Origin of the sequence: Alkalicoccus urumqiensis (genome assembly GCF_002993335.1) — a bacterium.
Taxonomy (GTDB): Bacteria; Bacillota; Bacilli; order Bacillales; family Salisediminibacteriaceae; genus Alkalicoccus; species Alkalicoccus urumqiensis.
The window spans coordinates 43,879-57,295 of the sequence record NZ_PVNS01000009.1 but is presented as its reverse complement, the minus strand read 5'-3'; the positions used below and the strand labels follow the sequence as shown (position 1 = coordinate 57,295).

Sequence of the window (13,417 nt, the reverse complement as noted above, 5' to 3'; positions counted from 1 at the left end):
TTTACATAACAACATTCTGGAGGATAACACATGAGGGGAATTCACTTATTAGGAGCCACCGGCTCTATTGGAGAACAGACGATCGATATCATCCGCCACTACCCGGAGTCTTTTTCGCTCCGCTCCGCGGCATTTGGTACCAACACGGAAAAAGCAGCCGGCTGGCTGAATGAACTCCGTCCTGAAATCATCTCTGTACAGACGGAGAAAGCAGCAGCGGACGTATCAGCAGTGATCGATTACAAAGCGGACATTCTTATTGGAAGAGAAGGTGTCATGGCCTGTGCTGCTGCAGGAGGAGAAGGAGACATTCTGCTTAATGCGGTGATGGGAAGTGCCGGTCTTGAACCGACGCTGAAAGCGATGGAAACCGGTATGGATATTGCCATTGCCAACAAGGAGACGCTTGTTGCAGCGGGACATCTTGTCATGGAGAAACAGAAAGAGACAGGGGTCAAGCTGCTTCCCGTGGACAGTGAACATTCTGCTCTCTGGCAGTGCCTGGATGGAGAAGCAGGGGGAGTAGAACAGCTGATTCTGACTGCCTCCGGAGGCAGTTTCCGGGATAAAACCCGCGATGAGCTGAAGGGCGTCACGGTAAAGGAAGCGTTGAATCACCCGAACTGGAGTATGGGTGCTAAAATTACGATTGATTCCGCTACGATGATGAACAAAGGGCTGGAAGTCATTGAAGCCCACTGGCTCTTTCAGATGCCATATGAAAAAATTGATGTCGTGCTTCATAAAGAAAGTATTATCCATTCCATGGTGGAATATCAGGATGGAAGTATTCTGGCTCACCTCGGTACGCCGGATATGAAGGTGCCGATACAATATGCACTGACCCACCCCCGGAAACTTGCAGTGCCGGGGATGCAGAGGTTAAAATTATGGGAGGCGGAATCGCTTCACTTCCAAAAGATGAATGGAAAAAGATACCGTGCGTTTGAAACAGCTGTTGAAGCAGGGAAAATGGGGGGAACGGCTCCCTGTGTGCTGAATGCTGCCAATGAGCAGGCGGTAGCTATGTTCCTGGATGGCAGAATTGACTTTCTGACCATTGATAATCTCGTTGAACATGCTGTGGAAAAGCATGAGTTTCACGCCGACCCGGCGCTCTCCCACGTACTGTCCCTCGATCAGGAGACACGTTCGAGAGTAGAAGGGTTTCTTAAGTAAAGGGTGATATAAATGAATACACTGCTGGCTGTCATCGTAATTTTCGGAGCACTCGTTTTTATTCATGAGTGGGGTCACCTGATCGTGGCAAAACGTGCCGGCATCCTGTGCCGGGAATTTGCGATCGGTTTTGGGCCAAAGCTGTTCAGCTTTGACCGGAATGAAACGACATATACGATCCGGCTTCTTCCACTCGGCGGTTACGTGCGTATGGCGGGGGAAGATCCGGAACTAGTCCAGATACGCCCGGGTTATGAAGTAGGGCTGGAATGGAACAGCGATGATAAGGTGTCAAAGATTATCGTGAACAACAAATCAAAACACCCGGAGTGCCGAGTTCTCCAGGTGGAAGAAATTGATATGGAAGACAAGCTGTTCATACGCGGCTACAATGAAGACGGGGAACTTGAATCGCATACACTGGATTCGAAAGCTGTCTACATCCATGATGAAAAAGCAACACAGATTGCGCCTCTCGACCGGCAGTTCCGTTCAAAAACTGTTGGTCAGAGAGCAGCTGCGATATTTGCCGGTCCGGCAATGAACTTTGTTCTTGCTGTCGTTGTCCTTATCTTTTACGCAGCCGTAGCCGGACTGCCGGTGGATGAAGCCCGCGTCGGCGGTATCCAGGAAGATATGCCTGCAGAGGAAGCCGGACTAGAAACCGGAGACCAGATCACAGCTGTCAATGGTGAACAGGTTGAATCGTGGCAGGATATGACTGAAATTATTCAAACGCAGGCGGGTGAAGAGCTTGACCTGGAGGTTCTAAGAGAAGAGGAAACCTTCTCTGTATCGCTTACAGCAGAAGAGAGGCAGCTGACAGAAGAGGAAAGTGTAGGCGTTATCGGTGTGCTGGCTCCAACAGAACGAACGCTGACCGGCGCGCTTGCCTTCGGCTTTACGGAAACATATCAGTACGCAACACTTATACTTGAAGCGCTCGGTATGCTTGTCACCGGACAGTTCAGTCTGGATGCTCTGGCAGGGCCAGTCGGCATTTACAATTATACCGGTGAAGTAGCAGCAATGGGCTTTCTCGTCCTTTTCCAATGGGCAGCCATTTTAAGTGTCAATCTGGGAATCATCAATCTGCTCCCTCTTCCGGCACTGGACGGCGGAAGGCTCTTGTTTATCGGCCTTGAAGCAGTCCGCGGAAAGCCGATTGACCCGCAGAAGGAAGGCATGGTGCACTTCATCGGCTTTGCTCTTCTCATGCTTCTCGTCATAGCAGTAACGTGGAACGATATTAATAGGATATTTATGTAAAGATCTATCAGGAAATTGACGTGAGAAACTAACTGCATTTAATTGAGGTGGCTTATTTTGAGACAATCATCACTTTTTTTACCGACGCTCCGGGATGTTCCGGGCGGCGCGGATGTTATCAGTCATCAGCTGATGCTCCGTGCCGGAATGATCAGGCAGAGCACAGCCGGTGTTTATTCTTTTCTTCCATTCGGCTGGAAGGCGCTGCAAAAAGTAGAGCGCATTGTACGGGAGGAAATGGATCTGGCAGGAGCCCAGGAAATGCTCATGCCCTCCATTCAGCCGGCTGAGCTCTGGCAGAAGTCAGGCAGATGGGAAGCATACGGCCCCGAGCTGATGCGGCTCAAGGATAGGCATCAGCGCGACTTTGCTCTTGGACCGACCCATGAAGAAGTAGTCGCATCACTCGTCAGTGATGACATCCGCTCTTATAAAGAACTGCCGAAAACGGTCTACCAGATCCAGACGAAGTTTCGGGACGAACGCCGGCCGCGGTTCGGTATTCTCCGTGGCAGAGAATTTTTAATGAAGGATGCCTACTCCCTGGATAAAGACGAAGCTGGACTGGATGAGAGCTATCAGCAGATGTATGATGCCTACCACCGGATTTTCAGCAGACTGAATCTTAATTTTCGTGCCGTTACGGCCGATTCCGGCGCAATGGGCGGGAAAGATACGCATGAATTTATGGTTCTTTCGGACATCGGCGAAGATACAATCGCTTATTCCGACAGCTCTGACTATGCCGCCAACATCGAAATTGCAGCGGTGCTGGACACGTATGATGCGGCAGCTGAACCGGCTGAAACTCCAGAAGAAGTGGAGACGCCGGATCAGAAGACGATCGCGGAAGTAGCTGATTTTCTTGAAGTAGCAGCTGCAGACTGCTTTAAATCGCTTCTGTTTATGGCGGATGGGGAACCCGTTCTCGTCGTTGTTCGCGGGGATCATGAGGCGAATGAAATTAAAGTGAAGCATCATCTTGGTGCAGAAGAAGTTGTCCTGGCAAGTGAGAAGGAAACGCTGAAGGTTCTTGGGACGGAACCTGGATTCATCGGACCGGTGAATACCCCCGCAGAAGTCAACGTTCTTCTTGATCCTGCTGTAAAAGTGGTCTCCTCGGGAGTCTGCGGTGCGAATAAAAGCGGAATGCACTTGAAAAACGTTCACGCTGGAAGAGATCTGTCCCACGGAGAATACGCAGATGTCCGCAATATTCAGGAAGGGGATCCATCCCCGGACGGTACCGGAACGATCTGTTTCAAAGAAGGTATTGAAGTAGGGCATGTCTTTAAGCTGGGAACAAAATATTCCGAAGCTTTAAAAGCGGAATACCTTGACGATCATGGACGTGCGCGTCCTGTTGTTATGGGATCCTATGGTATTGGAGTCTCGCGGGCGCTTGCAGCTGTTATCGAAGAACATCATGACGACAGCGGAATTATCTGGCCGCTCGAAGCAGCACCTTATGATGTACACGTAATAGCTATTAATGCAAAACAGGAAGAACAGCTTGCATTAGCGGAATCCATTTATGATTCATTAAGACAAAGCGGCATGGAAGTCCTTCTCGATGACCGGACAGAACGGGCAGGAGTGAAGTTTAAAGACGCCGACCTGATTGGAATTCCTGTCCGCATCCAGACAGGGAAGCGGGCAGCAGAAAATATTGTGGAAGTAAAATGCAGACTCGACGGTGAAGTAGAGGAAGTACACACAGACGATCTTCCTGAAGTGATCACCCGTATGCAGAAGAAGTATATGCAGCAGTAAAGGTCTATCGTATAGGAGCCAGTGGAGGAGGTGTCTCGCTTTTACAGTAGAGACACCTTCTCCTGCTTCGTAAGAATACTGTTCAATGAAAGGAGAGCCAGCAATGGATACCGGATTACAGGAACGAAAAGAACGGTTCCGGCTGTTGATGGAGCAGGTGCAGATGCCGGAAGATTTTTTGAAGAACTATGCAGAAGATGCTTACATAGAGCGGCTGGTCATCTACCAGAAAGAGAAAACCTGGCACCTTCATATCCACCTGCCGGACATGCTGCCTTTTTCTGCGTTTGAACTGCTTCACAGCCGCGTTGTAAATGGGCTGAATCACATTGCGGAGGTCAAACTCTACGTAAGCACTGATGCAGAAAATCCCGAGCAGTCTCTCGCGGCTTACTGGCCGTTTTTTGTCGAGCATTTAAGGAAACATACAAATGGTATGATTCAGCGTCTGGAATCCCAGATTCCCGACGTGTCCGGCAGAACGATTATTCTCGCTGTTCATAATGATGCGGAAATGGAAATTCTACGCAGGCGCGTGGAAATACCGCTGAAAGAACTGCTTCAGCAGTGCGGCTTTCCTGACATGGCCATACAGATGACAGTGAAAGAGGCAAAGGAAGAGGCAGAAGCATTCGCCCAGCAGAAAGAGGAAGAGGACCATAACAAAGTTGTAGAAGCAATGATGGAAAAGAAGCGTCTGGAAGAGCAGTCGAAAGACATTCAGACCGACCGGAAAGTCGCAGCCGGTACAGCCATTAAAGATGAGCCGGTGCCGCTTGAACAGATTATTGAAGAAGAGCGCCGCATCACGGTGCAGGGGTATGTTTTCCACGCAGAAACGAAAGAACTAAAATCTGGACGGACGCTGCTTACATTTAAAGTGACAGATTATACGGATTCCCTTCTTATCAAGATGTTTTCCAATGATAAAGAAGATGTGCCGGTTATGGAAGCAGTCAAAGAAGGCATGTGGATAAAGGCTCGTGGCGCAGTGCAGTACGATACATTCATTCGTGACCTTACGATGATGGCTAGAGATTTCCAGGAAATCCGGCCGGCAGAGCGTAAAGATGAAGCGGAAAAGAAACGGGTGGAACTTCACCTTCATACCACAATGAGTCAGATGGATGCCGTAACCAATATTTCCGATTATGTAAAGCAGGCGAAAAAATGGGGTCATGAAGCGATTGCAGTAACGGATCACGCCGTTGCTCAGGCGTTTCCGGAGGCTTATGCAGCGTCGGAAAAGCATGGTGTAAAAATGCTGTACGGCGTTGAAGCAAACCTGGTTGATGACGGCGTGCCGGTAGCCTATAATGCCCAGAACAGAGATCTTCAAAATGAAACATACATCGTTTTCGACGTGGAAACGACCGGCCTGTCCGCTGTATATAACACCATCATAGAGCTTGCGGCAGTTAAAATTCATCAGGGCGAAGTCATCGATACGTTCGAGAGTTTTGCGGACCCCGGCGAAAAACTGAGTGCTACGATTATTGATCTGACCGGTATTACCGATGATATGGTAGAAGGCCAGCCTGCACCGGGCGACGTGCTGAAGCAGTTTCGTGAATGGTGCGGTGACGATATTCTCGTCGCCCACAACGCCAGTTTCGACATGGGCTTTTTAAATGCAGGTTATCAGCAGGCCGGACTGCCTAAATCGGAAAATGCTGTTATCGATACGCTGGAGATGGCACGCATGCTGTACCCGCACTTCAAAAATTACCGATTAAATACACTCTGTAAAAAGTTTAATATCGAGCTCGTCTCGCACCACCGCGCAATTTACGATGCAGAGGCCACCGGCCACCTTCTATGGAAAATGGTAAAAGATGCGCTGGATAAAGATATTACGACCCATGCGATGCTGAATGAACAGGGATCGCCGGACGATTACAAAAAACAGCGGCCGAACCACTGCACTATTTATGCGCAGAATGATACCGGCCTGAAAAACCTGTACCGGCTGATCTCCATGTCCCACATTGATTATTTTTTTCGCGTCCCGCGCATTCCGCGCTCCGTTCTTGAAAAAAATCGTGAAGGACTTCTCGTAGGCTCCGGTTGTGACAATGGGGAAGTTTTCGACGCCATTATGCAGAAGGGGCTGGAGGAAGCAAAAGATACAGCATCTTTTTATGATTTCATCGAAGTACAGCCGCCGGCAAATTACCATCATTTGATTGAAAAGGACATTCTCCGGGATGAACTTGCGTTAAAGGATGTGTTAAAAGAGCTCGTCAAGCTCGGTGAAGAAACCGGCCTGCCAGTCTGTGCTACCGGTAATGCGCACTACCTTCAGCCTGAAGACTGGGTGTACAGAAAAATACTCATCGCTTCTCAGGGAGGGGCGAATCCGCTGAACAGGCAGACACTTCCGCAGGTTCATTTCCGGTCCACGTCGGAAATGCTGGAGGAATTTCAATTTCTCGGCGGGGAAAAAGCGCTGGAAATCGTCGTCGACAACCCGGTCGGTATTGCAGAAATGATTGATAAAATTAAGCCGATTCCCGATGACTTATTCACTCCTCATATTGAAGGGGCAGATGAAGAGATGAGGCAGCTATGCTATGACCGGGCTAAATCCATCTACGGGGAAGAGCTGCCGCAGCTGGTCGTGGACCGTTTGGAAAAAGAATTGACGAGTATTATTTCCAACGGGTTCTCTGTTATTTATCTCATTTCACAGAAGCTGGTAAAGAAATCATTGAACGACGGCTATCTCGTCGGCTCCCGGGGGTCAGTCGGTTCCAGTTTTGTGGCCACGATGACAGAAATTACGGAAGTAAATCCACTGCCGCCGCACTATGTCTGCCCGGAGTGCCGACATTCCTATTTCTTTAACGATGGGTCAGTTGGCTCCGGATTCGATCTGCCGGATAAAGAATGTGAGAAATGCGGCGCACAGTATGAGAAAGATGGGCATGATATTCCGTTTGAGACGTTCCTTGGATTCAAAGGGGATAAAGTGCCGGATATTGATTTAAACTTCTCCGGCGACTATCAGCCGAGGGCGCACAATTATACAAAAGAGCTGTTCGGAGAGGACTATGTCTATCGTGCTGGAACGATCGGTACAGTTGCAGAGAAAACTGCATACGGATTTGTGCGCGGCTACGAAAATGATGAAGCGCTGCAGCTGCGTGGTGCCGAAATTGACCGGCTCGTTAACGGCTGTACCGGTGTGAAGCGGACAACCGGCCAGCATCCCGGAGGAATTATCGTCGTGCCGGACCATCTCGATATCTACGATTTCTCGCCGATTCAGTTTCCAGCAGATGATCGGGAATCGGAATGGAAAACGACTCACTTCGATTTTCATTCTATCCATGACAACCTGCTTAAACTCGATATACTCGGCCACGATGATCCGACAGTTATCCGCATGCTCCAGGATTTAAGCGGCATGGATCCAAAAAAAATACCAGTGGATGATCCTGAAGTATTTAAACTGTTTTCAGGTACAGAATCTATTGGCGTTACGGAAGAGCAGATTATGTGTAAAACCGGCACATACGGCATTCCCGAATTCGGGACACGGTTTGTCCGCCAGATGCTCGAAGAGACGAAACCTTCCACATTCAGTGAGCTCGTTCAGATCTCCGGCCTTTCCCACGGCGCGGATGTGTGGCTGAATAATGCAGCAGATCTTATCGCAGAAGGTACGTGTGAGCTTAAAGACGTCATCGGCTGCCGGGATGATATCATGGTTTACTTAATGTACCAGGGTCTCGATCATCCGCTCGCATTCAAAATTATGGAGTTTGTCCGCAAAGGACGCGGGTTGGAGCAGGAGTGGATCGATGAAATGAAAAAGCATGGTGTTCCGGACTGGTATATCGGCTCCTGCCTGAAGATCAAATATATGTTCCCGAAAGCACACGCTGCAGCCTATGTATTAATGGCAGTCCGGATTGCTTATTTTAAAGTACACGAGCCGCTTATGTTCTACGCAGCCTACTTTACCGTACGTGCGGATGATTTTGATCTGGATACAATGATTAAAGGCTCTGCCTCTATCCGCAGCCTCATTCAGGAAATTCAGGCAAAAGGATTCGATGCGTCTCCGAAGGAAAAAAGTCTTGTAACGGTACTGGAACTGGCGCTGGAGATGACAGAGCGCGGGTACCGCTTTCAGAAGGCAGATCTTTACCGCTCCAAAGCTTCGGAGTTTCAGGTGGACGGCGATACGCTGCTGCCTCCGTTCGATGCAATTACAGGTGTAGGTACAAATGCAGCGATAGCCATCGAAAGAGCGAGAGCAGACGGCGAGTTTCTCTCCAAGGAAAACCTGAGGGAACGGACGAAAGTGACGAAGAGCGTAATTGAAAAGCTCGACGAACACGGCTGCCTTGAAGGACTGCCGGATTCCAACCAGCTTTCTCTCTTCTGATTGATTTGCAACGTTACCGTGATTATGCTATTATTTACTACAGACAGGCGGATACGAGCGGCCGGAAGAGTGGGATATTCCCACTCTTTCTTTTGCGAAAAAATGGAAATTTACGTGTGAACCGTATTCAAAAGGAGGGTTCAGCATTGGCATCATCTGTACCTGAAAAAGTGGAAGAACATGTCCAGCCTATTCTCCAGGAAAAAAATCTGGAGCTTGTAGATATCGAATTTGTGAAAGAGGGAAAAAACTGGTTTCTCCGGGTGTTTATTGATTCAGACACCGGAGTGGACCTTGACGATTGTACTGCTGTCAGTGAAAAGCTTAGTGAAGTGCTCGACAGCGAAGATCCTATTGAACAGGCTTATTACCTGGAAGTTTCCTCGCCGGGGGCGGAACGTCCGCTGAAAAAGAAAGAGGATATTTATAAAGCGGTAAACAAACATGTCTATGTGACAACGTATGCGCCTGTAGATGGATCGAAAGCGTTTGAAGGAAAGCTGCTTTCTTTTGACGGCGAAACAATGATCGTCGAAACACGGGATAAACAGCGGAAAATTGAAACAGCTGTCCCGTACAGTCAGGTGGCGAAAGCCCGACTTGCAGTGGCGCTTTAATTTAGAAGGGAGGACAGCATTCCATGAACAGTGAATTTATGGAAGCACTTGCTACAATTGAAAAAGATAAAGGAATCGATAAAGAGATAATTCTGGAAGCGATCGAACAGGCACTCATCACCGGATATAAGCGGAATTTCAACTCTGCCCAGAATGTCCGGGTGGATGTGGACAGAGACGTCGGCACCGTCCGCGTGTTTGCCCGCAAAGAAGTAGTCGAGGAAGTATTTGATGCGCGTCTGGAAATTTCTCTGGAGGAAGCCCAGCAGATCAATCCACTCTATGAAGTGGATGACGTGGTGGAAATCGAAGTTACGCCGCGTGATTTTGGCAGAATCGCTGCCCAGACGGCGAAACAGGTCGTTACACAGCGCGTACGTGAAGCTGAGCGCGGCATCATCTACTCTGATTTTATCGACAGAGAAGAAGATATCATGACAGGAATCGTGCAGCGGCAGGACCACCGGTTTATTTATGTTGATCTCGGTAAAGTAGAGGCACTCATGCCGCTGAGCGAGCAGATGCCTACAGAATCCTACAAGCATAACGACCGCATTAAGGCGTTTATCACAAAGGTTGAGCGCACCACCAAGGGACCTCAGATTATGATTTCCCGCACGCATCCCGGCCTTTTAAAGCGTTTATTTGAACTTGAAGTTCCGGAGATTTATGATGGAACTGTTGAAGTGAAATCAGTCTCCCGGGAAGCGGGCGAAAGATCGAAAATTGCTGTTCATGCAGAAGACGAGGAGATCGATCCGGTCGGATCCTGCGTCGGCCAGCGTGGTCAGCGTGTTCAGACGATTGTAGACGAGCTGAAGGGCGAGAAAATTGATATCGTCCGCTGGTCGGAAGACCCGAAAGTCTATGTTGCAAACGCACTGAGCCCTTCCAAGGTTATTAAGGTAACCGTTAATGAAGAGGAAAAAATGACGCAGGTGATCGTTCCGGATTATCAGCTCTCCCTCGCCATTGGTAAACGTGGTCAGAATGCGCGTCTTGCTGCAAAGCTTACCGGCTGGAAAATTGATATTAAAAGTGAAACAGAAGCAGAAGAGCTCGGCCTTTTAAATGAAGAAGACACAGAAGTATGGCAGGCCGAAGAGCCGGAAGCGGTTTCCAATGAAGATGTAGCCGGCTGGCTTGATGCTGATGACGATTACGGTGAGAAGTAAGGAGAAGCGAGATGAAGCAGAGAAAAACGCCGCTCCGTAAATGCGTTATTACGCAGGAAATGAAACCGAAAAAAGAATTAATCCGTGTCGTCCGTTCACCTGAAAACGACGTTTTTCTGGATCCGACGTCGAAAAAGTCAGGCAGAGGCGCCTACATTTCCAATGACCTGGAAGTTATAGAGAAAGCAGCATCCACCGGTGCTCTTTCACGCCATCTGAAAACAGACATCCCGGATGAATTATATGAGGAGCTTCGGCGGTTCCATTTAAGAGGGAGGCTGCTTGAATGAACCGAAAACAAGCTTCGCTCGTCGGATTGATGATGCGTGCAGGATCACTTGTTACCGGTGAGGAACAGACGGTCCGTACGATACAGTCCGGCAGAGCGGCACTCGTGCTGCTCAGCGATGATGCGTCATTTCAGACGGAAAAGCGCATTACCAACAAATGTGCTTATTATCAGGTCCCGCTCGCCAGAGGGTTTACCCGTGGAGAGCTTGGCCAGGCGGTGGGCAAAGAGGAGCGCGTGAGTGCCTGTGTAACAGACGCAGGCTTCGCTGACTCCTACCAGCGTAAAGCTGAGCAGATATAGTGCCAACCATCTGAAGGAGGTACCTGTATGAAAAAAATGAGAATTTATGAGTATGCAAAACAGAAAAATAAAGCAAGCAAAGAAGTCATCACGAGTCTGGAAAAAGCAGGCTACAACGTAACGAATCATATGAGTGTGATTACACCGGAAATGATGGAAAAGATCGAAACTCCTGCAAAACCAAAAGCAGAGAAAAAAGTCGCTTCTGAACCGAAGCGGCCGAAAGAAGGCGGATCGGTGAAAGAAAAAAAACGAGGACCAAAAAACCAGGGACCACAAAACAAAAAGAATACGAAAGGCGGCCAGCGCGGTAACACGGGAAATAATAACCGCCGCAGAAGCCAGCCGCAGAAACCGGCACAGAAACCTATGCCGGAGCATATTACCTACCAGCTTCCGATCACGGTCGGCGAGTTTGCGGAGAAGCTGAATAAGGAATCTTCGGAAATCATTAAAAAACTTATGGGCCTTGGCGTGATGGCGACCATCAACCAGGATCTTGATAAAGATACGGTAGAACTTCTCGGAGCAGAATTCGGCGTGGAAGTCGAAGAAGAAATCGTTGTGGACGAAACAGAATTTGAAACGATTGTAGAAGAGGAGAACCCGGAGGACCTTCAGGAAAGAAGTCCTGTTGTAACCATCATGGGTCACGTTGACCATGGTAAAACGACGCTTCTGGACAGCATCCGTCATACGAAAGTGACTGCCGGCGAAGCCGGAGGTATTACACAGCATATCGGTGCCTATCAGGTGGAAGAGAACGGGAAAAAGATTACATTTCTTGATACACCGGGACACGCTGCATTCACAACAATGCGTGCAAGAGGTGCCCAGGTAACGGACATCACCATTCTGGTCGTTGCTGCTGATGATGGTGTCATGCCGCAGACAGTAGAAGCCATTAATCACGCGAAAGCAGCGGAAGTGCCGATCATTGTAGCGGTAAACAAGATCGACAAAGAAGGTTCGAATCCGGATCGGGTGATGCAGGAACTGACAGAGCACGGTCTCGTCGCAGAAGCATGGGGCGGCGACACGATCTTTGTCAATGTATCCGCTATACAGAAAGAAGGTATTGATGACCTTCTGGAAATGATTCTCCTCGTATCTGAAGTGGAGGAGTATAAAGCGAATCCGGATAAGCCTGCCAACGGTACTGTCGTTGAAGCAGAGCTTGACCGCGGCCGCGGACCTGTAGCAACTCTTCTCGTTCAGGGAGGTACGCTTCAGGTAGGAGATCCAATCGTTGCCGGAACAGCATTCGGTAAAGTGCGGGCGATGGTAAACGATGTCGGACGCCGCGTTAAAACAGCCGGCCCGTCCACACCGGTGGAAATTACCGGTTTGAATGGTGTACCGTCTGCCGGTGACCAGTTCCGAGTATTTAAAGATGAGAAAAAAGCCCGCCAGATCGGGGAAACAAGAGCCATGAAAGAAAAAGTGGCCAGCCGCCGGGAAAACACGACGGTCAGCCTGGATGATCTGTTTGAACAGATTCAGCAGGGTGATATGAAAGAAATCAACCTTATCGTGAAAGCAGACGTGCAAGGTTCTGCGGAAGCAATGAAAGGTTCACTTGAGAAGATTGAAGTGGAAGGTGCCAAGGTGAACATTATTCACACAGGTGTCGGCGCCATTGCAGAGTCCGATGTGATTCTCGCTTCTGCATCGAAGGCGATTATTATCGGCTTTAACGTTCGTCCGGATGTAAACGCCAAGCGGACTGCAGATGCTGAAAAAGTAGACATTCGTCTGCACCGGGTTATTTACGCTGCGATCGAAGAAGTGGAAGCGGCGATGAAAGGGATGCTCGATCCGATTTACGAAGAAAAAGTGATTGGTCAGGCGGAAGTACGTCAGGTCTTCAAAGTTTCCCGAATCGGTTCGATCGCCGGCTCCTATGTCACGGACGGTAAAATTACAAGAGATTCCTCCGTACGTCTGATCCGTGACGGCGTTGTCGTATTCGACGGCGGACTTCAGGATTTGAAACGATTTAAAGACGATGTAAAAGAAGTAGCGAAAAACTATGAGTGCGGGATTACGCTTGAGAACTTCAATGACGTGAAAGAAGGCGACATTATCGAAGCGTACGTGATGGAAGAAATTAAGCGTACATGATTGCTGCGCTGACCATTGAAGCTCTGCTGTATACTCCCGGGTCATTAAAAGAGAAGCGGTCTGTTACAAAAAGCGCTGCCGACCATATCCGCCGCAGGTGGAACGTTTCTTTTGCAGAAACAGGGCATCAGGAAGTTTGGCAGCGTGCAGAATGGGTAGCAGTATCCGTAAGCGGTACGTATGTACGCGCACAGCAGGAGCTTCAGCACGTCCTGGATTATCTTGATTCACGAAGTGATATTGAGGTAATCCGGGCAGAGTGGGAACAGCTCTAAAAAGGAGTGACGATGGT

Annotated in this window: 10 protein-coding genes; all 10 read left to right on the top strand. The window is 49.0% G+C overall.

Annotation, left to right across the window (positions count from 1 at the left end):
• Window positions 1-30: 30 nt before the first annotated feature.
• Complete coding sequence (gene dxr, locus C6I21_RS10320; RefSeq protein ID WP_105959397.1) at window positions 31-1,179, top strand: 1-deoxy-D-xylulose-5-phosphate reductoisomerase; 1,149 nt, start codon at window positions 31-33, stop codon at window positions 1,177-1,179.
• A 12-nt stretch (window positions 1,180-1,191) separates the two neighbouring features.
• Window positions 1,192-2,448, top strand: coding sequence for an RIP metalloprotease RseP (gene rseP / locus C6I21_RS10315; protein ID WP_105959396.1), 1,257 nt, complete (start codon window positions 1,192-1,194; stop codon window positions 2,446-2,448).
• 57 nt (window positions 2,449-2,505) lie between these two features.
• On the top strand, window positions 2,506-4,221 hold the full coding sequence (locus C6I21_RS10310) for a proline--tRNA ligase (RefSeq protein WP_105959395.1): 1,716 nt from the start codon (window positions 2,506-2,508) through the stop codon (window positions 4,219-4,221).
• A 103-nt stretch (window positions 4,222-4,324) separates the two neighbouring features.
• Window positions 4,325-8,617: a PolC-type DNA polymerase III gene (locus tag C6I21_RS10305; RefSeq protein WP_105959394.1), complete on the top strand. Its 4,293-nt coding sequence runs from the start codon at window positions 4,325-4,327 to the stop codon at window positions 8,615-8,617.
• A gap of 146 nt (window positions 8,618-8,763) precedes the next feature.
• Window positions 8,764-9,234, top strand: a complete 471-nt coding sequence (gene rimP, locus C6I21_RS10300; protein WP_105959393.1) for a ribosome maturation factor RimP — start codon at window positions 8,764-8,766, stop codon at window positions 9,232-9,234.
• 23 nt (window positions 9,235-9,257) lie between these two features.
• Window positions 9,258-10,409: a transcription termination factor NusA gene (nusA, locus tag C6I21_RS10295; protein WP_105959392.1), complete on the top strand. Its 1,152-nt coding sequence runs from the start codon at window positions 9,258-9,260 to the stop codon at window positions 10,407-10,409.
• Between the two features lie 11 nt (window positions 10,410-10,420).
• Entirely contained in the window at window positions 10,421-10,699 is a 279-nt protein-coding gene (gene rnpM, locus C6I21_RS10290; protein WP_105959391.1) for an RNase P modulator RnpM, read from the top strand.
• The gene (locus tag C6I21_RS10285; protein WP_105959390.1) at window positions 10,696-11,001 is read left to right on the top strand and encodes a L7Ae/L30e/S12e/Gadd45 family ribosomal protein; all 306 of its coding nucleotides are present in this window, start codon (window positions 10,696-10,698) and stop codon (window positions 10,999-11,001) included. The genes rnpM and C6I21_RS10285 overlap by 4 nt, the downstream gene beginning before the upstream one ends.
• Window positions 11,002-11,028: 27 nt before the next feature.
• Complete coding sequence (infB, locus tag C6I21_RS10280) at window positions 11,029-13,125, top strand: translation initiation factor IF-2 (RefSeq protein ID WP_105959389.1); 2,097 nt, start codon at window positions 11,029-11,031, stop codon at window positions 13,123-13,125.
• The gene (locus C6I21_RS10275; RefSeq protein ID WP_105959388.1) at window positions 13,122-13,400 is read left to right on the top strand and encodes a DUF503 domain-containing protein; all 279 of its coding nucleotides are present in this window, start codon (window positions 13,122-13,124) and stop codon (window positions 13,398-13,400) included. Before infB ends, C6I21_RS10275 begins: the two co-directional genes overlap by 4 nt.
• The last annotated feature ends 17 nt before the right edge of the window (window positions 13,401-13,417 follow it).